Source organism: Pseudomonas sp. MIS38, assembly GCF_019891575.1.
Lineage (GTDB): Bacteria > Pseudomonadota > Gammaproteobacteria > Pseudomonadales > Pseudomonadaceae > Aquipseudomonas > Aquipseudomonas putida_A.
In genome coordinates, this window is record NZ_JAFLXF010000022.1 from 58,390 (window position 1) to 82,642 (window position 24,253).

22 protein-coding genes are annotated in these 24,253 nt (G+C 60.3%); 13 read left to right on the top strand and 9 right to left on the bottom strand.

Translation table 11 applies throughout. The annotated features are described in order from the left end of the window. Positions 1-18: 18 nt before the first annotated feature. The 4 genes from folE to J1G18_RS22170 all read left to right on the top strand — a co-directional run bounded on the left by folE (position 19) and on the right by J1G18_RS22170 (position 1,675). Positions 19-579 (top strand): GTP cyclohydrolase I FolE, encoded by a 561-nt coding sequence (gene folE, locus J1G18_RS22155; protein ID WP_103369128.1) that lies wholly within the window; start codon positions 19-21, stop codon positions 577-579. Then, positions 580-951 carry a dihydroneopterin triphosphate 2'-epimerase gene (folX, locus tag J1G18_RS22160; RefSeq protein WP_007968040.1) on the top strand — a complete coding sequence of 124 codons (372 nt, stop codon included), beginning with the start codon at positions 580-582 and terminating at the stop codon, positions 949-951. A 96-nt stretch (positions 952-1,047) separates the two neighbouring features. After that, a complete protein-coding gene (locus tag J1G18_RS22165) occupies positions 1,048-1,344 on the top strand; it encodes a DUF1244 domain-containing protein (protein ID WP_003221730.1) in 297 nt (98 codons plus the stop codon). Continuing rightward, positions 1,337-1,675: a HopJ type III effector protein gene (locus J1G18_RS22170; protein ID WP_003221728.1), complete on the top strand. Its 339-nt coding sequence runs from the start codon at positions 1,337-1,339 to the stop codon at positions 1,673-1,675. The genes J1G18_RS22165 and J1G18_RS22170 overlap by 8 nt, the downstream gene beginning before the upstream one ends. 182 nt (positions 1,676-1,857) lie before the next feature. On the opposite strand, the gene trxB is transcribed toward J1G18_RS22170, so the two are convergent. Further along, positions 1,858-2,820, bottom strand: a complete 963-nt coding sequence (trxB, locus tag J1G18_RS22175) for a thioredoxin-disulfide reductase (RefSeq protein WP_003221727.1) — start codon at positions 2,818-2,820, stop codon at positions 1,858-1,860. 311 nt (positions 2,821-3,131) lie between these two features. On the opposite strand from trxB, the gene cysZ reads away from it, so the two are divergent. The 3 genes from cysZ to J1G18_RS22190 all read left to right on the top strand — a co-directional run bounded on the left by cysZ (position 3,132) and on the right by J1G18_RS22190 (position 6,920). Beyond that, positions 3,132-3,890, top strand: coding sequence for a sulfate transporter CysZ (gene cysZ / locus J1G18_RS22180; RefSeq protein ID WP_223008466.1), 759 nt, complete (start codon positions 3,132-3,134; stop codon positions 3,888-3,890). A gap of 174 nt (positions 3,891-4,064) precedes the next feature. Beyond that, positions 4,065-5,636, top strand: a complete 1,572-nt coding sequence (locus tag J1G18_RS22185; protein WP_223008468.1) for a family 20 glycosylhydrolase — start codon at positions 4,065-4,067, stop codon at positions 5,634-5,636. An 84-nt stretch (positions 5,637-5,720) separates the two neighbouring features. After that, positions 5,721-6,920, top strand: coding sequence for a glycosyltransferase family 4 protein (locus tag J1G18_RS22190; protein WP_223008470.1), 1,200 nt, complete (start codon positions 5,721-5,723; stop codon positions 6,918-6,920). Positions 6,921-7,031: 111 nt separating this feature from the next. On the opposite strand, the gene J1G18_RS22195 is transcribed toward J1G18_RS22190, so the two are convergent. The 3 genes from J1G18_RS22195 to J1G18_RS22205 all read right to left on the bottom strand — a co-directional run bounded on the left by J1G18_RS22195 (position 7,032) and on the right by J1G18_RS22205 (position 9,367). Then, positions 7,032-8,135, bottom strand: coding sequence for an NADH:flavin oxidoreductase (locus J1G18_RS22195; protein WP_223008478.1), 1,104 nt, complete (start codon positions 8,133-8,135; stop codon positions 7,032-7,034). 141 nt (positions 8,136-8,276) lie between these two features. After that, entirely contained in the window at positions 8,277-8,759 is a 483-nt protein-coding gene (locus tag J1G18_RS22200) for a glutathione peroxidase (RefSeq protein WP_027610864.1), read from the bottom strand. A gap of 122 nt (positions 8,760-8,881) precedes the next feature. After that, a complete protein-coding gene (locus J1G18_RS22205) occupies positions 8,882-9,367 on the bottom strand; it encodes a peptidylprolyl isomerase (RefSeq protein WP_007968032.1) in 486 nt (161 codons plus the stop codon). On the opposite strand from J1G18_RS22205, the gene J1G18_RS22210 reads away from it, so the two are divergent. The 3 genes from J1G18_RS22210 to J1G18_RS22220 are packed head-to-tail and all read left to right on the top strand — an operon-like array spanning position 9,336 to position 12,728. Then, the gene (locus tag J1G18_RS22210; protein WP_096795392.1) at positions 9,336-9,662 is read left to right on the top strand and encodes a DUF3565 domain-containing protein; all 327 of its coding nucleotides are present in this window, start codon (positions 9,336-9,338) and stop codon (positions 9,660-9,662) included. The genes J1G18_RS22205 and J1G18_RS22210 overlap by 32 nt on opposite strands. A 60-nt stretch (positions 9,663-9,722) precedes the next feature. Further along, a complete protein-coding gene (gene pta, locus J1G18_RS22215; RefSeq protein WP_098967230.1) occupies positions 9,723-11,822 on the top strand; it encodes a phosphate acetyltransferase in 2,100 nt (699 codons plus the stop codon). Further along, positions 11,823-12,728, top strand: a complete 906-nt coding sequence (locus tag J1G18_RS22220) for an acyltransferase (RefSeq protein ID WP_223008480.1) — start codon at positions 11,823-11,825, stop codon at positions 12,726-12,728. Positions 12,729-13,513: 785 nt separating this feature from the next. Here the strand turns inward: J1G18_RS22220 and cysN are convergent. From cysN to J1G18_RS22235, 3 genes are all read right to left on the bottom strand, one after another. After that, positions 13,514-15,412 (bottom strand): sulfate adenylyltransferase subunit CysN, encoded by a 1,899-nt coding sequence (gene cysN / locus J1G18_RS22225; protein WP_223008482.1) that lies wholly within the window; start codon positions 15,410-15,412, stop codon positions 13,514-13,516. 9 nt (positions 15,413-15,421) lie between these two features. Next, on the bottom strand, positions 15,422-16,339 hold the full coding sequence (gene cysD, locus J1G18_RS22230) for a sulfate adenylyltransferase subunit CysD (protein WP_098967227.1): 918 nt from the start codon (positions 16,337-16,339) through the stop codon (positions 15,422-15,424). A gap of 256 nt (positions 16,340-16,595) precedes the next feature. Further along, positions 16,596-17,354, bottom strand: coding sequence for a Nif3-like dinuclear metal center hexameric protein (locus J1G18_RS22235; protein ID WP_135294968.1), 759 nt, complete (start codon positions 17,352-17,354; stop codon positions 16,596-16,598). A 103-nt stretch (positions 17,355-17,457) separates the two neighbouring features. Here J1G18_RS22235 and algW point away from each other — a divergent pair, with 103 nt between their 5' ends. From algW to J1G18_RS22250, 3 genes are all read left to right on the top strand, one after another. After that, positions 17,458-18,612 (top strand): Do family serine endopeptidase AlgW, encoded by a 1,155-nt coding sequence (algW, locus tag J1G18_RS22240; RefSeq protein WP_096795365.1) that lies wholly within the window; start codon positions 17,458-17,460, stop codon positions 18,610-18,612. Positions 18,613-18,699: 87 nt separating this feature from the next. After that, positions 18,700-20,805 (top strand): TonB-dependent siderophore receptor, encoded by a 2,106-nt coding sequence (locus J1G18_RS22245; RefSeq protein ID WP_223008484.1) that lies wholly within the window; start codon positions 18,700-18,702, stop codon positions 20,803-20,805. A gap of 12 nt (positions 20,806-20,817) precedes the next feature. Beyond that, positions 20,818-21,537 (top strand): DUF4198 domain-containing protein, encoded by a 720-nt coding sequence (locus J1G18_RS22250; protein WP_223008486.1) that lies wholly within the window; start codon positions 20,818-20,820, stop codon positions 21,535-21,537. A 323-nt stretch (positions 21,538-21,860) separates the two neighbouring features. Here J1G18_RS22250 and hisC read toward each other — a convergent pair whose 3' ends face one another. Continuing rightward, complete coding sequence (gene hisC, locus J1G18_RS22255) at positions 21,861-22,913, bottom strand: histidinol-phosphate transaminase (protein ID WP_027610856.1); 1,053 nt, start codon at positions 22,911-22,913, stop codon at positions 21,861-21,863. A gap of 2 nt (positions 22,914-22,915) precedes the next feature. Continuing rightward, complete coding sequence (gene hisD / locus J1G18_RS22260) at positions 22,916-24,241, bottom strand: histidinol dehydrogenase (protein WP_027610855.1); 1,326 nt, start codon at positions 24,239-24,241, stop codon at positions 22,916-22,918. Positions 24,242-24,253: the final 12 nt, after the last annotated feature.

Below are 24,253 nucleotides of genomic sequence, written 5' to 3' on the forward strand. Positions count from 1 at the left end.
GCTGCGCGAGGATCTCCCATGACCCGTTCCCTGCCCGAGAATTACCGCGAGATCCTCATCGGCCTCGGCGAAGACCCCGACCGCGAAGGTCTGCTCGATACCCCGGTGCGCGCGGCCAAGGCCATGCAATACCTGTGTCACGGCTATGAACAGAGTGTGGAGCAGATCGTCAACGGCGCGCTGTTTGCCTCCGACAGCGACGAGATGATCATCGTCGCCGACATCGAGCTCTACTCGTTGTGCGAACATCACCTGCTGCCCTTCATCGGCAAGGCCCATGTGGCTTATATTCCGACAGGCAAGGTGCTGGGGCTGTCGAAGATCGCGCGGCTGGTGGACATGTTCGCCCGGCGCCTGCAGATTCAGGAAAACCTCACCCGGCAGATTGCCGATGCGGTGCAACAGGTCACCGATGCCGCCGGCGTCGCGGTGGTCATCGAGGCCCGGCACATGTGCATGATGATGCGCGGTGTCGAGAAACAGAATTCGACCATGAACACCTCGGTCATGCTCGGCGCCTTTCGCGACTCGAGCAACACCCGCCAGGAGTTCCTGCAATTGATTGGACGGAGCAAGTAAATGTCACAACTTCAACCGGGAATGGCGCGCATCCGGGTCAAGGATCTGCGCTTGCGCACCTTTATCGGGATCAACGAGGACGAGATCCTCAACAAGCAGGATGTGCTGATCAATCTCACGATCCTGTACGCGGCGCAGGAAGCGGTGCGCGACAACGACATCGATCACGCGCTGAATTACCGCACCATCACCAAGGCGATCATCGCCCACGTCGAGGGCAATCGGTTTGCGCTGCTCGAACGCCTGACCCAGGAACTGCTGGATCTGGTGATGACTCATGCTGCGGTGCTGTACGCCGAAGTCGAAGTCGACAAGCCGCATGCGCTGCGTTTTGCCGAGTCGGTGTCAATCACGCTTGCAGCGAGCCGCTAGCTTCAAGCTTCAAGCGGCAAACTGTAAACTTCGTATCAACGCCACCCATCTTGCAGCTTGAAGCTCGTCGCTTGAAGCTGTCTCGCAGAGACTCCCATGACCGAGCAACAACGCCTCGAACTCGAAGCCGCCGCCTTCCGCCGGCTGGTCGCCCACCTGGACAGCCGCAAGGACGTGCAGAACATCGACCTGATGAACCTTGCCGGGTTCTGCCGCAACTGCCTGTCCAAGTGGTACAAGGCTGCCGCCGATGAACAGCAGATCGAGGTCAGCCTCGACGACGCCCGTGAAGTGGTTTACGGCATGCCTTACGCCGAGTGGAAAGCCCAATACCAGCAAGAAGCCAGCGCCGAACAACAGGCGGCGTTCGCCAAAGGAAAACCCAATGAGTGATCTGAACACCCTGCGCGCCAGCCTCAAGAGCGGCGAACACGCTTTCGCCGACACCCTGGCTTTCATCGCCGCCGGTTACGACTACCAGCCTCAGGCGTTCAACAACGGTGGCGTGGAAAACGCCGCCGGGCAGAACGAAGGTTCGTGCAAGACCCTGGGTCTGGCGCTACTGGAAGGCTTGAGCGATGAAGAAGCGCTGCTGGCATTCGGCGAGCATTACCGCTCGGTGGTGGCGACGCCTGAGGGCAGCGACCACGGCAATATCCGCGCGCTGATCAAGCACGGGCTGGCGGGTGTGAAGTTCGAAACGCAGCCCCTGACCCGTCGCTGATTTCCATAGCCAACCCCATTCCCTGTGGGAGCGGGCTTGCTCGCGAAGGCGCCGTGCCAGGCGACTTTTCTTTGTCTGACACACCGCTTTCGCGAGCAAGCCCGCTCCCACAGGGTTATGCGATGTAGCGGAAATACGGGCATAAAAAAACCGGCCGAAGCCGGTTTTTTTGTGTCTGCGATTTAGAACGAAGCGTTCTGCAGACCGTCCAGGTAACGCTCGGTGTCCAGTGCCGCCATGCAGCCGGCGCCGGCCGAGGTGATGGCCTGACGGTAAACATGGTCAGCCACGTCGCCGGCAGCGAAGATACCTTCGACGCTGGTGGCAGTGGCGTTGCCGTCACGACCGCCCTGCACAACCAGGTAACCGTCTTTCAGGGTCAACTGGCCTTCGAACAGCGAAGTGTTCGGGGTGTGGCCAATGGCGATGAACACGCCGTCGACTTTGATCTCGTCGAAGCTGCCGTCGTTGTTCTTGAGGCGCGCACCGGTCACACCCATGTTGTCGCCCAGCACTTCGTCGAGGTTGGCGTTCAACTTGAGGATGATCTTGCCTTCGGCCACGCGGGCGTTGAGCTTGTCGATCAGGATCTTCTCGGCGCGGAAGGTTTCGCGACGGTGGATCAGGGTCACGGTGCTGGCGATGTTGGCCAGGTACAGTGCCTCTTCAACAGCGGTGTTGCCGCCACCGACCACAGCCACTGGCTTGTTGCGGTAGAAGAAACCGTCGCAGGTCGCGCAGGCCGAAACGCCTTTGCCCATGAACGCCTCTTCCGACGGCAGGCCCAAATAACGAGCGCTGGCACCGGTAGCGATGATCAGGGCGTCGCAGGTGTAAGTCGCGCTGTCGCCGGTCAGGGTGTACGGCTTGGCAGCGAAGTCCACGGCGTTGATGTGATCGAAAACGATCTCGGTTTCAAAACGCTCGGCGTGCTCGCGCATCCGCTCCATCAGGGCCGGACCGGTCAGGCCGTGCACGTCGCCCGGCCAGTTGTCGACTTCGGTGGTGGTGGTCAATTGACCGCCGGCCTGCATGCCGGTAATCAGCAGTGGCTTGAGGTTGGCACGGGCGGCGTAGACCGCAGCGCTGTAACCGGCAGGGCCGGAACCGAGAATAATCACTCGCGAATGACGGACTTCAGACATGACCTGCTCCTGTTGACCGGGCCGAAACACTGGCGCGGAACGCCGGACTGCCGGCGGGAATAAAAAAGGACTGTGGATAACCTTGGGGAAGGCATGAGCTCGACAGTCCTGTAAAAAGTTGGGTGCAGCGTATCGAGGGGGGCAAGATTAAGGAAATACGGATTAACAATCCAGCTCATAGGTGGTCTCTATACGCAGACTCCGACCAGATCGACGTCTTTGTTACAGTGAATGTCGATCGCTCTGCCGCGCTTTCACACCTGTTGCAAAGTCGGTAAGGTCGGCGCGTTTTCCCTTGCTCGGAGCACCTTATGCCCGCCCCTGTTCTGTCCGGCCCGCAATACCTGCGCGAAGGCCTCAAACTGGTTCTCAGCCCGGGCCTGCGCCTGTTCGTGTTGCTGCCGCTGGCGATCAACCTGGTGCTGTTCGTCGGATTGATCTATCTGGCCGGCCATCAGTTCAGCCTGTGGGTCGACAGCCTGATGCCGTCGCTGCCCGACTGGCTGAGTTTCCTCAGCTACATCCTCTGGCCGCTGTTCGTGGTGCTGGTGGCGTTGATGGTGTTCTTCACCTTCACCATGCTCGCCAACGTGATCGCTGCGCCGTTCAACGGTTTCCTCGCGGAAAAAGTCGAAGTGGTGGTACGCGGCACCGATGATTTCCCGGCCTTCAGCTGGGGCGAACTGATTGCGATGATCCCGCGCACCCTAGCCCGGGAAATGCGCAAACTCGGCTATTTCCTGCCGCGGGCGATCGGCCTGTTCATTCTCTCGTTCATCCCGGTGGTGAACATCGTCGCCGCCCCGCTGTGGCTGCTGTTCGGCGTGTGGATGATGGCGATCCAGTACATCGACTACCCGGCGGACAACCACAAACTGGGCTGGAACGAGATGCTCGCCTGGCTGCGGCAGAAACGCTGGCAGAGCATGAGTTTTGGCGGGATCGTCTATCTGGCGCTGCTGATTCCGGTGGTGAACATTCTGATGATGCCGGCGGCGGTAGCGGGAGCGACGTTGTTCTGGGTACGCGAACAGGGAGAAAAGTCGCTGACGCCCCCGCCAATCTCTTGAGCGATTCTGGCGCAGACGCCTCGTATCACCGTGGCCTCTGCGCTGCAACCTGTTACTTATGACAGTTGGCAGTTGCCAATTTCCAGCATCAACTACACCCTCGGCTGATCCGTCATCGAGAGTGCTCCTGTTGTCCGGTCAAGTGAAGCCTTCATCCATTTGGAGATTGCACTTATGACCAGGATTTCAGCTGCCAAACCCCGAGAACTCGTCAGCAGGGAGTATCCCTGGCTTGAAATGAGCCCTTGCGTACTGTTCGCCACCGGCCACACCGGCGTCCCCTACAACATTCTCGCGACCACACGTATCTACATCTCTCACGAGAGCCTGCGTCCGCTGGCTACCCGCCTGGCGCAGGGTTTTGTCGGAGCCGCCGAGCTGACCACACCGCCAGCAATCGTGCTGATGTCGGGCTCACCGGAACAAGCAGGCAGCGGTGACGTGGAGCTGAGGCTTGAGGTTCCCGACACCAGTGGCGTGGTGATCCCCGTGCACGGAGAACCAGAGAAATACCGAATCGATGTCACAGCGTTCATTCGCGTTACAGCGTCCAACCTGACGGCCATGGCGCGAGGACTCACAACGCTGCATAAAGCCGTCAGAATCTCAACCGAGCTGACGCGATGCAAAGTCATCGATGCCCCGGCATTTGCCGAACGCTCAGTGATGATTGATATGGGGCGTCGGCAATTCACCCCGGACTGGATGATCTGCCTGATTCAGGAAATGGCCTGGAACCAGCTCAACACCTTGCATTTGCACCTCACTGATAATGAGGGTGTCCGCGTCATCTTTCCTTCTTATCCTGACCTGTCGAGCAGCGATGCCTGGAGCGCCGCGGACCTCAAGCGCGTGCTCGACACGGCTGCCAGTTATTACGTTCAGGTGATTCCCGAACTGGACATGCCCGGCCACATGAACTGGATCCTGCGCAACCGACCAGAACTCCAGTTGAAACTGAGCAACGGAACGGTCGTCACCAAAGCCCTCGACTTCAGCCTTACCGCCGCGAGGGCGTTCATGAAGACACTCTTCAGCGATTTGATGAACCTGTTCCCTGACAGTCGTTACATCCACCTCGGTGCCGATGAGTATTTTCTGAGCCCGATCACACCGGCAAATACCCCGCAACTGGCGGCCTACGCCCGTGCTGCATCAGGCAATCCGAGCGCAACTTCGGAAGATGCCGTGCGGTATTTCGTCAACGATGTCGCAAACCTGATCAAGGAAAAAGGCAAAATCGCTCGCGTCTGGAACGATGGCGCCGTGCAAACGGTTCAACACATTACGTTGGATAAACAGGTGCAAATCGAGTGCTGGAGCATATGGGGCAGCGTTCGCGGGAATTTGAACGTGAAGGATCTGGTCGATTCCGGGTACAGCGTCATCAACGCCCATGGTGATTTTTACTTTATCGTCAACCGGAGCTGGGACAACCGCTATCACCCCCTGCACTCACCACGCGGGATCCACGATGTGTGGCGCCCCAATCGGTTCATGGACGAAGCGGGAAACAAATACACCGAGATTGCCGTAGGGCATCCGGCAATGGTCGGGGGCGGCATTCAGTTGTGGATCGAGCGACCGACCTTCAGCTCCCCCGAGGAAATGTGGACTCAACTGGGACCCTGGCTATCACCGCTAGGCCAGCGTACCTGGGGTTCACCGCATGCTGTCGAGCGCCTCAGAAACCTGCCGCTTCTGTCACGCGTCATGCAAACGCCCCCGCCAGTACCTTGGTGGTAATGTCTGGCTGACGCCTGCACGAGCACTTCAACCGCCGTCTGGGCAGCAGTCACAAATCCATCATCCGAACGTCACAGGCACGACATGGCCTCAGCCGACACTGAGGTCATGACGACAGCTCTGCATATCACTCTGATCAGCGAAACCTTCCCACCGGAAATCAACGGGGTGGCCAATACCCTTGGTCGCTTGTGCGATGGCTTGCGCGCGCGTGGGCATCAGGTGGAACTGGTGCGACCGCGCCAGGCGGGAGATCCGCAGCGCGTCGAGGACGATGCCTTGCTGTTGTGTCGAGGCTGGCCGTTGCCGGGTTATCCCGGTCTGCAATGGGGACAGTCGTCGATGCACAAGCTGCTGCGGCGCTGGAAACGCCAGCGCCCGGACGTGCTTTACATCGCCACCGAAGGCCCGCTCGGTTTGTCGGCGTTGCGTGCGGCGCGACGCCTGGGGATCTCGGTGGTCAGCGGTTTTCACACCAATTTCCAGCAATACACCCACCAGTACGGACTGAGTTTGCTGACGCGCTTGCTGACCCATTATCTACGCTGGTTTCACAATCGCTCGGCAATGACCCTGGTGCCGAGCGTCAGTCAGCGCCTGGAACTGGAGCGTCGGCATTTCGACCGCCTCGCCCTGCTCTCCCGCGGCGTGGACAGCCAGTTGTTTCACCCGGCCAAGCGTCTGAACGGCTTGCGTGAACAATGGGGTTTGTCCGAGCAGGACATCGCGGTGATTCACGTCGGACGTCTGGCCCCGGAGAAGAACCTCGGCCTGCTCAAGCGCTGCTTCGACACCCTGTGCGGCACTTATCCACAGCGCAAACTGAAGCTGATCGTGGTCGGCGACGGGCCGCAACGGCCTGCGTTGGAAAAGGAGCTGCCCGAGGCGATCTTCTGTGGTTCACAACGCGGCGAAGCGCTGGCGGCGCACTATGCGTCCGGCGATATCTTCCTGTTCCCGAGCATGACCGAAACCTTCGGCAATGTGGTGCTGGAAGCACTGGCGTCAGGGCTGGGGGTGGTGGCGTACGATCAGGCTGCGGCAGCGCAGCACATTCGCCACGGTTACAACGGCGTGTTGGCGATGCCCGGTGATGAACAAGCGTTCTGCGATGCGGCGGCGTGGTTGCTGGAGGAAGATGAGACCTTGCGTTGCGTGCGCCTGAATGCGCGCCAGCATGCCAGTCGTCAGGGGTGGGCGGCGATCATCGAGCAATTTGAAAAGCATTTGCGTGGGGCGTGTGTACGGGAGCAGGTGTTGCCGAATGCGCAGACATTACCTTAGATCATCGTCGACTCTGATGCCCTCTTCGCGAGCAAGCTCGCTCCCACATTTGGAATGCATTTCAAAATGTGGGAGCGAGCTTGCTCGCGAAGAGGGCGTTAAAGGCGAAGTTTAAACCAGCGTCATCAACGCCTCACGGCTGAACGGCAGAATGTCCTGATCACGCCCTTCACGGACTTTCAGCGCCCAGTCCGGATCCACCAGCAGCGCACGGCCCACTGCCACCAGATCGAACTCGTCGTTGTTCAGACGCTCCAGCAGCTTCTCCAGGCTCGCCGGTTGCGCGACTTTATCGGTGTTGACCATAAACTGCAGGAACTCGCCGTCCAGACCGACGCTGCCCACGGTGATGGTCGGTTTGCCGGTCAGCTTGCGCGTCCAGCCGGCCAGGTTCAGCTCGGAACCGTCAAATTCAGGCTCCCAGAAACGCCGCGTCGAGCAGTGGAAAATGTCCACCCCGGCGTCGGCCAACGGCTTGAGGAATTCGCCCAGCGCCTCCGGGGTCTGCACCAGACGCGCGGTGTAATCCTGCTGCTTCCACTGCGAAAAACGGAAGATGATCGGGAAGCCTTCACCGACTGCCGCGCGCACCGCTTGAATCAACTCGATGGCGAAGCGCGAACGGTTGGCCAGGCTGCCGCCGTATTCGTCGGTGCGCTGGTTGCTGCCTTCCCAGAAGAACTGGTCGATCAGATAGCCGTGGGCGCCGTGGATTTCCACGCCGTCCATGCCGATGCTTTGCGCATCCTTCGCCGCTTGGGCGAAAGCACCGATCACGTCCTGAATGTCCTGTTTGGTCATGCCGTGCACCACGACCTGGCCATCCTTGAGTTTTTCCGTCGGGCCGTAAGCCGGGACGCTGGCGTCCGGCTCGGTGCCAATGCGGCGCACGCTGCCGACATGCCACAGTTGCGGAACAATCTTCCCGCCCTCGGCATGCACCGCGTCGACGACTTTTTTCCAGCCGGCCAGTGGCGCTTCGCCGAAGAACTGCGGCACATTCGGGTAACCGTTGGAAGCCTTGTGACCGACAGTGGTGCCTTCGGTGATGATCAGGCCAACACCGGCCGCAGCGCGGCGACGGTAGTACTCGATCACTTTGGAATTGGGTACGCCACCCGGGGAAAACGAGCGGGTCATCGGCGCCATCACCACGCGGGTCGGCAGTTCGAGGGCACCGAGGTGGAACGGTTTGAACAGGGCTTGCACCGGCATTGGAAGGCTCCACAGGGAATGACTTTATGACGGCGATAATATGAACAGTTAGCGTCTTTTAACAGCACTATTGATTTGAATGATTAAGGGTCAAAAGTCAGGCAAAAAAAATCGCAGCTCGATGGCTGCGATTTTTGTGTTTCAGCCCAGCGCTTTTTCAATCGCGTGGACAATGGTCGGATCATCCGGCGGCGTGCGCGGCGAGAATCGCGCCAATACCCGGCCATCCTTGCCGAGCAGGAATTTCTCGAAGTTCCAGGTGATATCCCCCGGAAACTCCGCACCCTCGCCCGCCAGCAAGCGGTACAACTGATGACGATCATGGCCGTTGACTTCAAGCTTGCTCGACAACGGGAACGTCACGCCATAGTTCAGGCTGCAGAACTCCTGGATTTGCTGTTCGGTACCTGGCTCCTGACCGGCAAACTGGTTGCACGGCAGGCCCAGCACACTGAAGCCCTTGCCCTTGAATTGCTGGTAGAGGTTTTCCAGCGCCGCGTACTGTGGGGTCAAGCCGCATTTGGAGGCGACGTTGACCACCAGCACGACTTGGCCTTTGAAAGGCGCCAGCGGTAGCTCCTGACCATCCAGGGCTGTCAACTTAAGGTCGTGAAAAGCACTCATGACGGACTCCAGATTCCCGTGTTCTACTCGAAACAGCCACTTGGCGAGAGCACCAAGGACAGCCGCGGACTAAAAAGGCGCCCGCAGGCGCCTCTCCAGTACTCGAAGCTTAGCGCAGAAAATCAGTGGTGATGGCCACCTTCGCCATGGACGTGGCCATGAGCGACTTCTTCCTGGCTGGCGTCACGGATAGCAACGACCTTCACTTTGAAGTTCAGGCGCTGACCGGCCAGTGGGTGGTTGCCGTCGACGGTGACGTCGTCGCCGTCCAGGTCACGGATGGTCACGATCTGCATCTGGCCATCCGGCGCCGAAGCGTGGAACTGCATGCCGACTTCCAGCTCGTCAACGCCTTCGAACATGCTGCGGCTCAGGGTGCTGACCAGCTCGGCAGCATATTCGCCGTAAGCGTCTTCCGGCTCAACGGACACTTCCAGCTCGTCACCAACAGCTTTGCCTTCCAGAGCTTTTTCCAGGCCCGGGATGATGTTGCCTGCGCCTTGCAGGTAGACCAGCGGAGCGCCGCCGGCGGAGCTGTCGATGACCTCACCAGCGTCGTTGGTCAGGGTATAGTCGATGGAGACAGCCTTATTGGCGGCGATCAGCATGGGGCGAGACCTTTTGCAGAAGAATATAGAAAGGCCAAGTTTAGCGAAGCAATCGCGCGAAAGCGAACACAACCCGGACAAACGGGATTCGACAATCGCCGGCTTCCATCAGGATGAAGACGGTCACTGGGTGGCCGAGCTTTCCTGTGGCCACACCCAGCACCTGCGTCACCAGCCGCCGTGGCAATCGCGGCCATGGGTCCTGGACCCGGCGCAACGTATTGAAAAAATAGGCCAACCCTTTGACTGCGGTTGGTGCGCACAAGGCTCGGTTAGCGATAACCTTGGCGACTGAATTGCGGTAGGCGGTCACGTATAGATCGCCACCATTGCCATGCACCTTTAGAGAATCCGCATGCAAACTTTTTTTATCGCGCCCACCGATTTTGGCGTGGGTCTGACCTCCATCAGCCTCGGGCTGGTGCGTACCCTGGAGCGGGCCGGACTGAAAGTCGGCTTCTTCAAACCGATTGCCCAGCCGCATCCGGGCGACACTGGTCCTGAGCGCTCCACCGAACTGGTGGCGCGCACCCACGGCCTGAAACCGCCGCAGCCACTGGGCCTGGCCCATGTCGAGCGGATGCTCGGCGACGGTCAGCTCGATGAGTTGCTCGAAGAAATCATCGCCCTTTATCAACAAGCCGCCATCGGTAAAGACGTGCTGGTGGTCGAAGGCATGGTGCCTACCCGCAGCGCCAGTTACGCCGCGCGGGTCAATTTGCACCTGGCTAAAAGCCTGGATGCCGAGGTGATTCTGGTCTCGGCGCCGGAAAACGAAGTGCTTGCCGAACTCTCCGGCCGCGTGGAATTGCAGGCGCAATTGTTCGGCGGCCCGAAAGATCCAAAAGTCCTCGGCGTAATCCTCAACAAGGTCAAGACCGAGGAGAGCATGGACGCCTTCGCCACGCGCCTCAAAGAGCATTCGCCGTTGTTGCGCAGCGGTGATTTCCGCCTGCTCGGTTGCATTCCGTTCCAGCCCGAACTCAACGCACCGCGCACCCGTGACGTCGCCGACCTGATGGGCGCGCAGGTGCTCAACGCCGGCGATTACGAAACCCGGCGCATGACCAAAATCATCATCTGTGCACGGACCATGCGCAACACCGTGGAGCTGCTCAAGCCCGGCGTACTGGTGGTGACCCCGGGTGATCGCGACGACATCATCCTCGCGGTCAGCCTCGCGGCACTCAATGGCGTACCGCTGGCCGGGCTGTTGCTGACCAGCGACACCCTGCCCGATCCACGCATCATGGACCTATGCCGTGGCGCGTTGCAGGCCGGTCTGCCGGTGCTGTCGGTGAGCACTGGCTCCTACGACACCGCCAACCTGCTCAATGGCCTGAACAAGGAAATCCCCATCGATGACCGCGAGCGTGCGGAGATCATCACTGACTTCGTCGCCAGCCATCTCGACGCGAAATGGCTGCATCAACGCTGCGGCACGCCGCGGGAAATGCGCCTGTCACCCGCGGTATTCCGCTATCAACTGATTCAACGGGCGCAGTCGGCGAACAAACGTATCGTCCTGCCCGAAGGCAGCGAGCCGCTCACCGTGCAAGCGGCAGCAATCTGCCAGGAGCGCGGCATCGCCCGTTGCGTGTTGCTGGCCAAACCCGAAGACGTCGAAGCCGTGGCCCGTGCGCAAGGTATCGAGTTGCCGCCGGGGCTGGAGATTCTCGATCCGGACCTGATCCGCGAGCGCTACATCGAGCCGATGGTCGCCCTGCGCAAAAGCAAAAGCCTCAACGCGCCGATGGCCGAACAGCAACTGGAAGACACCGTGGTGATTGGCACCATGATGCTCGCGCTGGATGAGGTCGACGGCCTGGTCTCGGGCGTGATCAACACCACCGCCAACACCATCCGCCCGGCCCTGCAACTGATCAAGACTGCACCGGGCTGCACGCTGGTGTCGTCGGTGTTCTTCATGCTGTTCCCCGAAGAAGTGCTGGTCTACGGCGACTGCGTGATGAACCCGCACCCGAGCGCCGCCGAACTGGCGGAGATCGCCCTGCAAAGCGCTGATTCCGCAGCAGCATTCGGCATCACCCCGCGCGTGGCGATGATCAGTTACTCCAGCGGCGAATCGGCCAGCGGTGAAGAAGTCGAGAAAGTCCGCGAAGCCACCCTGCTCGCCCACGAGCAACAGCACTCGCTGCTGATCGACGGCCCGCTGCAATACGACGCCGCTGCCAACGCAGACGTTGCCCGGCAACTGGCGCCGAACAGCCAGGTGGCCGGTCGCGCCACGGTGTTCGTGTTCCCCGACCTGAACACCGGCAACACCACCCACAAAGCCGTGCAGCGCAGCGCCGACTGCGTCAGCCTCGGCCCGATGCTGCAAGGCCTGCGCAAACCGGTGAACGACCTGCCGCGTGGCGCGCAGGTCGACGACATCGTCTACACCATCGCCCTGACCGCGATTCAAGCCGCCAACCGACCTATGGATGTGTAAATGCTGGACTTCCTGCCCGCCCCGATTCGCGGCGTGATCGCCGCGCTGCTGTTGGCACTCAATACGATTCTGCTGTGCTCGTTCCTGTTCTGCGTCGCGCTGATCAAAGTGCTGCCCTTCGACCTCGCCCGCCGCGCCTCACTGTGGCTGATGAGCCACACCCACGAAGCCTGGATCAGCAACAACAAAGGCTGGATGAACCTGGTGCGCCGCACCCGCTGGCACATCAGCGGCCTGCAAGGTCTGGACTACCAACACTCATACCTGATCACCAGCAACCACCAGAGCTGGGTCGACATTCTGGTGCTGCAATACGTGCTCAACCGCCGCATCCAGCCGCTGAAATTCTTCCTCAAGCAGGAGCTGATCTGGGTCCCGGTGATCGGTCTGGCGTGGTGGGCGCTGGGCTTCCCGTTCATGAAGCGCTACTCCAAGGCGTACCTGGAAAAGCATCCAGAGAAGAAAGGCAAAGACCTGGAAACCACGCGCAAGACCTGCGCGAAATTCCGCAACCACCCGGTGGGGATTTTCAACTTCGTCGAAGGCACGCGCTTCACCGAAGGCAAACATGCGCAACAGCAGTCACCGTTCGAATACCTGCTCAAACCCAAGGCGGGTGGCATCGCCTTCGTGCTGGACGCGATGGGTGAGCAACTGGAGTCGATCGTCAACGTGACCATCCACTATCCGGGCGGGCGTCCGGGTTTCTGGGATCTGCTGTGCGGCAACGTGCGCGACGTGGTGGTGCACTTTGAAGAGCTGAAAATCCCGCCGGCCTTCATCGGCAAGAACTACGACCAGGACGGTGAGTATCGCCTGCAATTCCAGGGATGGATCAATCAGCTGTGGCAGGACAAGGATGCGCTGCTGGAACAGATGCACCGCGAATTCGCAGACAAACGTTAATCCCCTGTAGGAGCGAGCCTGCTCGCGATAGCGGTGGAACAGCCACTCCCAATGTTGAACGACATACCGCTATCGCGAGCAGGCTCACTCCTACAGTTGGATGGAGTGCATTCAGTTAGAGCTTGGTCGGCTGTGAGGCCGCCTTCGCGAGCAAGCCCGCTCCCACAGTTTGCACACGGTGTATTCAGGTAGAGATTAGTCGGCTGTCAGACCACCTTCGTGAGCAAGCTCGCTCCCACAGTTTGAAACCGGTGTATTCAGGTAGAGATTGGTCGGCTGTCAGGCCGCCATCGCTGGCAAGCCAGCTCCCACAGGAAAAGCTAAAGCCAGGCGCACGCTTTTCACCACTCAAATGGCCGAGTGTCAGCTCGCCGAAAGCTTTTGATCTTGATCCACGGGCGACGTCGGAAGGCTGAGCGTAGGGATTGATCCGGGGGTGGGAGCGCAGCGACCGTTTGGCGAAGCCAAACACAGCGAGAGGAGGTGCAGCGAAGCAAACCGTAGGCGCTGCCCCCCGGATCAATCCCGCAGCGAAGGGACCCCGAGCCCCAGCGAGCGGGCCGAACGCAGGAGCAAGCGTTTTTGGTTACTTTTTAGGCGTTTGTAAAAAGTGACCCGCCGTAAGGGCGGAACCGTAATCAGCAACACCCGAAGAAACGGATATTCACACAACCCACCCAGAGCATGGTCGGCCTAAAGGCCGCCACCGCCGAAAACCAAATGCCCCCCAATAAAAAACCCGCCGATGATCACTCATCCGCGGGCCTTTCATTTCCGGCTAAAGCTTAAATCGCGCCACGCTTGCGCAGCAGATCCAGCACCTGCTTGACGCTCTCTTCCAGCGACAGCGACTGCGTGTCGATCACCAGATCAGCATTCAGCGGCACGTCATACGGGAACGACTCACCCGGAATATTATCGCCACCCGCAGCATACAACCCTTGCGGATCACGCTCGGCACACACCGCCGGCGAGGCCTGCACATAAACCGTCAGCAGACGCTCCTTGCCGATCAGATCCTTGGCCTGCTCACGACCTTCAGCACTCGGCGCAACAAACGCCGCCAGGGTCAACAGACCCGCCTCGTTGAACTGACGCGCCACATGCGCAGCACGCCGCCAGTTCTCGGTACGACCGGCACGATCCTGCGGCAGCCCTTTGTTCAGGTCGTGACGCAGATTCTGACCATCGAGCACAAACACCGCACGGCCCATGTCGAACAGCTTGCGCTCGACCGCGTAGGCCAGCGTGCTCTTGCCCGCGCCCGACAGGCCGCTGAACAGCACGGTCGCTGGCTGCTGGCCGAAACGCTGGGAACGTTCCTCAGTGGCAACGTGAGCCAGTTTGCCGTGGTGCGAGGCAGTCCCGTGAGCCACTGGCTGAGCGACGATCATGCCGGCGCCGACGGTGCCGTTGGTCAAACGGTCGATGACGATGAACGCGCCGGTGGTGCGGTTGCTGTCGTAACCGTCGAGGGCGATCGGCGCGTCGAGCGCGATCTTCACCTTGCCGATTTCGTTGAGCTGCAACGCGCTCGCCGGGCCTTCTTCGAGGGTGTTGACGTCGACCTTGTTGACGATGCTGGCAATCGAGCCCGGCACGTAACTGGTGGCGCGCTTGATGTCGTATTTCTTGCCCGGCAGCATCGGCTCTTCAGCCATCCACACCAGCATCGCTTCGAAGCTGTCGGTGACCGGCGGCACGTTGTCGGCATGCACCAGCAGGTCGCCACGGGAGATGTCGATTTCATCTTCCATGGTCAGCGTCACCGCTTGACCCGGGCCGGCCTGCTCCAGCTCACCTTCGAAGGTGATGATGGATTTGACGCGGCTGCTCTTGCCCGACGGCAGAACGACCACTTCGTCGCCCTTGTGCACGATGCCGCTGGCGAGGGTGCCAGCGAAACCGCGGAAGTTCAGGTTCGGACGGTTGACGTACTGCACCGGGAAACGCAAATCGGTGAAGTTGCGGTCGCCCGCCACTTCCACGGTCTCGAGGATTTCCATCAGCGACTGGCCTTTGTACCAAGGCGAGCGCTCGGACTTGTTCACCACGTTGTCGCCCTTGAGGGCAGACATCGGCACGAAGTGCATGCTGGTCGGCTTCATCTTCAAGCCTTCGGCGAACTTCAGGTAGTCGGCCTTGATCGACTCGAACACGCCTTCATCGAAGTCTTTCAAGTCCATCTTGTTGATGGCGACGACGATGTGCTTGATGCCCAGCAACGAGGCGATGAAGCTGTGGCGACGGGTCTGGGTCTGCACGCCGTAACGGGCGTCGACCAGGATGATCGCCAGGTCACAGGTGGAGGCACCGGTGGCCATGTTGCGGGTGTACTGCTCATGGCCAGGAGTGTCGGCGATGATGAATTTGCGTTTGGCGGTGGAGAAATAGCGGTAGGCGACATCGATGGTGATGCCCTGCTCACGCTCAGCCTGCAGGCCATCGACCAGCAACGCCAGGTCGATGTCGTCACCGGTGGTGCCGACTTTCTTCGAATCACGGGTGATCGCTTCCAGGTGATCTTCGTAGATCATCTTGGAGTCGTGCAGCAGGCGCCCGATCAGGGTGCTCTTGCCGTCATCGACGTTACCGCAGGTCAAAAAGCGCAGCAGCTCTTTACGTTCGTGCTGGCCCAGGTAGGCGAGGATGTCCTCGCTGATCAAATCAGATGCGTGCGACATGACAACCCCTTAGAAATAACCCTGACGTTTCTTGTCTTCCATCGAGCCTGCGCCATCGTGGTCGATGACCCGGCCCTGGCGCTCGGAAGTTCGCGTCAGGAGCATTTCCTGAATGATGTCCGTGAGGCTTTCGGCCTCGGACTCCACCGCGCCCGTCAACGGGTAGCAGCCAAGGGTACGGAAACGCACTTTCTTTTTGACGATGCGTGCCTTGTCCTCGTCGGACAGGTGTTCGAGGATACGGTCGTCGTCGATCATGATCAGCGTGCCGTTCTTCTCGATCACTTCGCGCTCGGCGGCGAAGTACAGCGGCACGATCGGGATGCCTTCGAGGTAGATGTATTGCCAGATGTCCAGCTCGGTCCAGTTCGACAACGGGAACACGCGGATGGATTCGCCCTTGTTGACCTTGCCGTTGTAGACGTTCCACAGCTCCGGACGCTGGTTCTTCGGGTCCCAGCGGTGCTTGCTGTCGCGGAACGAGTACACGCGCTCTTTCGCGCGTGATTTCTCTTCATCGCGACGGGCGCCGCCGAACGCGGCGTCGAAACCATGCTTGTCGAGCGCCTGTTTCAGGCCCTCGGTCTTCATGATGTCGGTGTGTTTGGCGCTGCCGTGGGTGAACGGGTTGATGTTCTGCGCCACGCCATCGGGGTTGATGTGGGTGATCAGGTCCAGGCCCAGCTCTTCGACCATCTTGTCGCGGAACTTGTACATCTCCTGGAATTTCCAGCGAGTGTCGACGTGCATCACCGGAAACGGCAGTTTGCCCGGGAAGAACGCCTTGCGTGCCAGATGCAGCATCACGGCGGAGTCTTTACCGATGGAGTACAGCATCACCGGGTTGTCGAACTCAGCGGCCACCTCGCGGATGATGTGGATGCTTTCCGCCTCCAGCTGTTTCAGATGCGTCAGTTTGTCGACCATGGCTACTCACGAAAGCTTTCTTATGAACGGCCAGCGGGCCGTGTTCGAGCGGGGAATCCTAGCACAGCGACCTCTTCTAATCAGGACGCCTACTAGATCGAAAGGGCATATGAATATGCCTGCCGGTTCGGCCGAGCAATGCTGTTCCTGTGGGAGCGGGCTTGCTCGCGAAAGCGGTGTGTCATCCAACATCGCCGCTGATTGAACCACCGCATTCGCGAGCAAGCCCGCTCCCACACTGAAATAAGGTTTAGCCTTAGATCGGGTTCGGGCAATCGATGAAGATGTGTTCGAGAGCGAAGCGTTTTGCCAGGTAGTCACCCAGTGCCTGCACACCGTAGCGCTCGGTGGCGTGGTGGCCGGCGGCGATGAAGCTGATGTCGTTTTCCCGCGCGCTGTGGAAGGTCTGCTCGGAGGCTTCACCACTGAGGAACAGATCGACACCCGCCGCCACGCCCTGATCGATATAGCCCTGCCCGCCACCGGTGCACCAGCCGACCCGACGAATCATCCCACTGCCCTCGACCAGCAGCGGCTCGCGGCCCATGACGTCTTTAACCTTGCGGGCGAAATCCCTTGGGGTCATTGGCTCGCTCAACGACCCGACCAGTCCGACAATTTTGAAGTTGTCCGGATCCAGTGGCCCTTCAACGGTAATGTCCAGCTGACGCGCCAGTTGCACGTTGTTGCCGACCTCCGGATGCAGATCCAGCGGCAAGTGATAGGCGAGCAGACTGATGTCGTGCTTGAGCAAAGTCTTCAAGCGCCGCTGCTTCATGCCGGTGATGCACGGGTTCTCGCCTTTCCAGAAATAACCGTGATGCACCAGTATCAGATCGGCCTCGGCCTCCACCGCCGCGTCAAGCAGCGCCTGACTGGCGGTGACGCCACTGACGATGCGCATCACCTGCGGACGGCCTTCGACCTGCAGGCCGTTGGGGCAATAATCGGCGATTTTCGCACTGCCAAGGTAACGGTCGGCTTCTTCGACGAGGGTGCTGAGGGCGACGGCCATGAAAGACTCCTGAAAATCCCGTTCAGAGGCGCGCGCGGCCTCGTATAATGCGCGACATTATGGGCGGTCTGACCCCGCCTGCAACTTTTCCAGGACGTGCTTAATGCTCAAGGCGCTGCGTTTTTTCGGCTGGCCGCTGTTGGCCGGTGTGCTTATCGCTCTGTTGATTATTCAGCGTTACCCGCAGTGGGTCGGGCTGCCGAGCCTCGATGTCAACCTGCAACAGGCCCCGCAAACCACCAGCGTGCAGCAGGGGCCGGTGTCCTATGCCGACGCGGTGACCATCGCCGCACCGTCGGTGGTCAACCTTTACACCACCAAGGTCATCAACAAACCGGCGCACCCGCTGTTTGAAGACCCGCAGTTCCGGCGCTTCTTCGGTGACAACTCGCCGAAGCAGAAACGCATGGAATCGAGCCTCGGTTCCGGGGTGATCATGAGCCCGGAAGGCTACATTCTGACCAATAACCACGTGACCACCGGCGCCGACCAGATCGTGGTGGCGCTCAAGGACGGTCGCGAAACCCTCGCCCGCGTCATCGGCAGCGATCCGGAAACCGACCTCGCGGTGCTGAAAATCGACCTGAAAAACCTGCCGGCGATCACCGTCGGCCGCTCCGACAGCATCCGCATCGGCGATGTCGCGCTGGCCATCGGCAACCCGTTCGGCGTCGGCCAGACCGTGACCATGGGCATCATCAGTGCCACCGGGCGTAACCAGTTGGGCCTGAACAACTACGAAGACTTCATCCAGACCGACGCGGCGATCAACCCGGGCAACTCCGGCGGCGCGCTGGTCGATGCCAACGGCAACCTCACCGGCATCAATACGGCGATCTTCTCCAAGTCCGGCGGCTCGCAGGGCATCGGTTTTGCGATCCCGGTGAAACTGGCGATGGAAGTAATGAAATCGATCATCGAGCACGGTCAGGTGATTCGTGGCTGGCTCGGTATTGAAGTGCAGCCGCTGACCCAGGAACTGGCCGAGTCGTTTGGCCTGTCCGGGCGTCCGGGGATTGTCGTGGCGGGGATCTTCCGCGATGGCCCGGCACAGAAGGCCGGCCTGCAACTGGGTGACGTGATTCTGAGTATCGACGGCGAACCGGCTGGTGATGGCCGCAAGTCCATGAACCAGGTGGCGCGGATCAAGCCGACTGACAAGGTGACCATTCAGGTCATGCGCAACGGCAAAGAACTGAAGCTCACCGCTGAAATCGGCCTGCGTCCGCCGCCTGCACCGGTGAAAGAAGAAGAGTAAAACTTTATTCGCGCCGAGTGCGCGAATGAAAGACACTCTCAACAGGCATGTTATATTGTTTCAATTTAACGATTGGAACAACATAACATGTCGTCTCGAAAAAAGGCTTCGCTGCTTGGCCTGACCCTTGGCCTGCTGGGCGATCCGGTCTTCGCCGAAGATCCGCAACCCCTCGAACTCGACGCCATCAGCGTCACTTCCGATTATGAATCCCCCAGCGGGCCGGTCAGCGGCTACCGCGCGACGCGCTCCGCCAGTGCAACCAAAACCGACACCGCCATCCGCGACATTCCCCAAGCGATCAGCGTGGTGCCGGCCAGCGTGCTCAAGGATCTGGGCAGCCACAATGTCGAACGCGCACTGGAATTTGCCGGCGGCGTGTCGAAGCAGAACAATTTTGGCGGCCTGACGCTGTACGAATACAGCGTACGCGGCTTCACCACCTCAGAGTTCTACAAGGATGGTTTCAGCGCCAATCGCGGCTACCCAAGCACGCCGGACGCGGCCAATGTGGAGCGCATCGAAGTCCTCAAAGGTCCGGCCGCGAGCCTGTATGGCCGTGGCGATCCTGGCGGCACGGTGAACATCGTCACCAAAAAGCCGCAGCCCGAAGCGTTCACCACCCTGCAGACCAGCGCTGGCAGCTGGGATCGTTATCGCACGGCACTGGACGTCAACACGCCGCTCGACGAGCAGGGGGACGTGCTCTCACGGATCAACCTCGCGGTCGAAGACAACCACAGCTTCCGTGATCACGTCGACAGCCAGCGGGTCTTCGTCGCACCTTCGATCAGTTGGCAACTGAGCCCGGACACTTCGTTGTTGGTGGAAAGCGAAATCGTCCGGCACAACTCCACGTTCGACCGAGGAATCGTCGCGCCGAACAACAAATGGAGCGGCGTTTCGCGCTCGGCCTTCCTCGGTGAACCGAACGACGGCAACATCGACAACCACAACAACCTGCTCCAGGCCACCCTCGAACATCACCTCAGCGACAGCTGGAAACTGCGTCTGGCCAGCCACTACAAGGAAGGCAAACTGTGGGGCGACGCGTCTGAAAGTCGTGCGCTGAACGCCGATGGTCACACGGTCAACCGACGCTACCGCGAACGGGACACTAACTGGCACGACAGCATCACCCAATTGGAGCTGCGCGGTCTGTTCGACCTCGGCCCATGGCAGCACGAACTGCTGATCGGCACCGAATACGAGAACTTCCGCAAGAACGAACGCGTCACTACCATCGCTGGCGGTCCCTACACCATCGACATCTACAAGCCGATCTACGGCCAACCGAAACCCAACGGCCCACGCTCGGGTACTGACTTCTTCGAACACGTCGAAAGCCACGCACTGAACCTGCAGGATCAAATCATCTTCACCGACAAACTGCGCGGGATGATCGGCGCACGCTTCGAACACTTTGATCAACGCATCGACGATCACACCCGCGATGCCAAAAGCCAGCAGACTCACGACGCCCTCACCCAACGCGCCGGCCTGCTCTATCAGTTGACGCCGAACACCGGCCTGTTCGCCAACACCTCGACCTCGTTCAAACCGAATAACGGCCTCGACGCCTCCGGCAAATCCTTCGATCCCGAAGAAGGTGTCGGCTACGAAATCGGGATCAAGAACGAACTGTTCGACGAGCGCCTGAGCAGCACCCTCGCCTTCTTCCACATCGACAAGGAAAACGTCCTCGCCCTCGACCCGGGCACCGATACCAGCCGCGCGATGGGCAAGGCGCGCAGTCGCGGTTTCGACTGGCAAGTGACCGGGCAAGTGACCGATGCCGTGCGGGTGATGGGTGCCTTCGCTTACATCGACGCTGAAGTGACCAAGGGCGACGCGGCAATCCCGACCGGTAGCCGCATCCTCGGCGTGGCCAAGCGCAGTGGCAGCCTGCTCGGTGTGTACGAATTTCAGGACGGCCATTTGCGCGGCTCGGACGTCGGCGCGGCGTTCACCTATGTCGGCGATCGCTCCGGTGAAGCCGGCGGTGATTTTGAAATGCCGGCCTATCACACCTTCGATCTGCTGGCCCATTACAAGGCCAGCGACAACGTCACGGTTGGCCTGAACCTGAACAATCTCTTCGACGAAAAATACTACGAGCGCTCCTACAGCAATTACTGGGTCAACCCCGGCGAGCCGCGCAATTTCACCGTCAGCCTGACACTCAACCTGTAAAAGGACGTCACCATGCAATGCCGCAAAACCCTGCTGATCATCGCCGCCCTGTTCGCCACTCAGGCCTCGGCCCACGGCCTGTGGACCGAACAACGGCGCGGCAACATCGAAGTGATCTACGGCCATGGCGCCGAAGACAATGCCTTCAAGGCGCAGAAAATCAGCGGCGCCTGGGCCTATGACACAAGCGGCAAAATGATCCCGGTCAGCGTCGAACGCCTGCCCGATCACGCGCGCCTGAAGCCGCTAGAAACACCGGCGGTCATGGCCGTCGCACTGAACAACGGTATGTGGTCGCAAACCGCCGACAGAAAATGGATCAACGAAGGCCGCAGCAAAGTGCCGGGCGCTGTCGAAGCCACCGAGACGTTCAAGTACAGCCTGGCGATTTATCAACCGGGGGCGAAGTTGCCCAGGCTTGAGCAGATCAAGTTGCTGATTTTGCCGGAGGTCGACCCGCTGACCGTCGGCCCGGGCAATTCACTGCCGGTACGGGTGCTGCTCGATGGCAAGCCGGCAGCGGGCGTGAAGCTGATTGGCGACTATCGCAATGCACCGAACACCCTGAGCACTGAAACGGACAAGGACGGTCGTGCGCAAGTGCTGGTGCGTAATGAAGGATTGAATGTGATTGCGGCGCAGGTGGAAGTGCCGGTGAAGGACAGCGCTGATGTGAACAGTCGCGGGCTGTTCAGTTCGCTGACGTTCCTTGGCGAACCGCATCACGAGTAAAAGCGCACCCTCACCCCAGCCCTCTCCCTGAGGGAGAGGGAGCAGACCGAGCTGTCTTGCGAAGTACATCGACCTGAAAATCCGAGTCGATTACGGATTCAGTACAGCACTCTCACGTCGGCGAAACTCTGCAATATCCCCCAATCAGCCCCTCTCCCTCTGGGAGAGGGAGCAGACCGAGCTGTCTTGCGAAGTACGTCGACCTGAAAATCCGAGTCGATTATGGATTCAGTACAGCACTCTCACGTCGGCGAAACTCTGCAATATCCCCCAATCAGTCCCCTCTCCCTCTGGGAGAGGGCTAGGGTGAGGGGCTTTGGCTTTTAGAGGTTGCCGAGGCCGTCGATCAGCGCCTGGTTCTGCTCCGGCGTACCGATCGAAATCCGCAGGAACTGGGCAATCCGCTCCTGCTTGAAGTGGCGCACAATCACGCCCTGCTCGCGCAGCTTGGCCGCCAGCCCCGCAGCATCGTGTTGCGGGTGCCGGGCGAAGATGAAGTTCGCCGCCGACGGCAGCACCTCAAAGCCCTTGGCCTGCAATTGCGCGATGACCCACTCACGGCTCTCGATCACCAGACGGCAGGTCTTGTCGAAATACTCGCGATCCTCGAACGCTGCCGCCGCCCCGACAATCGCCAGGCGATCCAGCGGGTAGGAGTTGAAGCTGTTCTTGATCCGCTCCAGCGCTTCGATCAGATCCGGATGACCCACCGCCAGACCAACGCGCAGCCCGGCCAGTGAGCGCGACTTGGACAAGGTCTGGGTCACCAGCAGGTTCGGATAACGATCCACCAGACTGATCGCGGTTTCGCCGCCGAAGTCGATATAAGCCTCGTCCACCACAACCACCGAATCCGGGCTGGCCTTGAGGATCTGCTCGACCGCTTCCAGTGCCAGCAGGCAACCGGTCGGTGCGTTCGGATTCGGGAAAATGATCCCGCCGTTCGGTTTGGCGTAGTCCGCCGGGTTGATCTGGAACTGCGCGTCCAGCGGCACGGCATCGAACTGAATGCCGTACAGACCGCAATACACCGGATAGAAGCTGTAGCTGATGTCCGGGAACAGCAGCGGCTGCTCGTGTTGCAGCAGACCGTGAAAGATGTGCGCGAGCACTTCGTCCGAACCGTTGCCGAGAAACACTTGATTGCTCTGCACGCCGTAGTAGTTAGCGACGGCGTTTTTCAGCAGATCGCTGTTCGGGTCCGGGTACAGACGCAGGTTGTCGTTGAGTTCGGTCTGCATCGCCGCCAGGGCTTTTGGCGACGGGCCGTAGGGGTTTTCGTTGGTGTTGAGCTTGACCAGTTTGGTCAGCTTTGGCTGTTCGCCCGGCACATACGGCACCAGATCCTTGACGAACGGACTCCAGAATTTACTCATGATCAGTTCCCCTTCTGCTCAGCTTTGATGCGGTATTCGGCGCTGCGTGCGTGCGCACTCAGGGATTCGCCACGGGCCAGCACCGAAGCGGTCTTGCCCAGCTCGGAAGCACCGGCCTCGGAGCAGAAGATGATCGACGAACGTTTCTGGAAGTCGTACACACCCAGCGGCGAGGAGAACCGCGCAGTGCCGGAGGTCGGCAACACGTGGTTCGGGCCAGCGCAGTAGTCGCCCAGCGCCTCGGAGGTGTGGCGGCCCATGAAGATCGCGCCGGCGTGACGGATCTGCGGCAACCACGCTTGTGGATCAGCGACCGACAGCTCCAAGTGTTCCGGGGCGATACGGTTGGCGACTTCGATGGCTTGCGCCATGTCGCGCACATGAATCAGTGCACCGCGACCATTGATCGAGGTTTCGATGATGGTTGCGCGGTCCATGGTCGGCAGCAGTTTGTCGATGCTCGCAGCGACCTTGTCGAGGAATTCGGCGTCCGGGCTGACCAGAATCGCCTGCGCGTCTTCGTCGTGCTCGGCCTGGGAGAACAGATCCATGGCGATCCAGTCCGGATCGGTCTGGCCGTCGCACACCACAAGGATTTCCGACGGGCCGGCGATCATGTCGATGCCGACCTGACCGAACACGTGACGCTTGGCGGTGGCGACATAGATGTTGCCCGGGCCGACGACCTTGTCCACCTGCGGCACGCTTTCGGTGCCGTAAGCCAGCGCGGCAACCGCTTGTGCGCCGCCGATGGTGAACACCCGGTCAACGCCGGCAATGCACGCCGCCGCCAGCACCAGTTCATTGAGCTCACCGCGCGGGGTCGGCACGACCATGACCACTTCGGTCACGCCGGCGACCTTGGCCGGAATCGCGTTCATCAACACCGAAGACGGGTACGACGCCTTGCCGCCCGGTACGTACAGGCCGGCGCGATCCAGCGGCGTGACCTTCTGCCCGAGTACGGTGCCGTCGGCCTCGGTGTAGCTCCAGGAATCCTGTTTCTGTTTTTCGTGATAGCTGCGCACCCGCGCCGCGGCTTTTTCCAGCGCTTCGCGCTGTGCCACGGTGATGCGGGTCAGGGCCAGTTCCAGACGCTCGCGCGGCAGGATCAGGTCGGCCATCGACGCCACTTCGAGGCCGTCGAACTTCTGGGTGAACTCGACCAGCGCCGCGTCACCGCGCTCGCGCACCGCCTTGATGATGTCCAGCACGCGCTGATTGACCGAGTCGTCAGACACACTTTCCCAGCTCAGCAGATGATCCAGATGATGCGCGAAATCCGGGTCAGCAGCGTTGAGTCGGCGAATTGCAGTCGGTGCGGTCATAGCGAGAGCCTC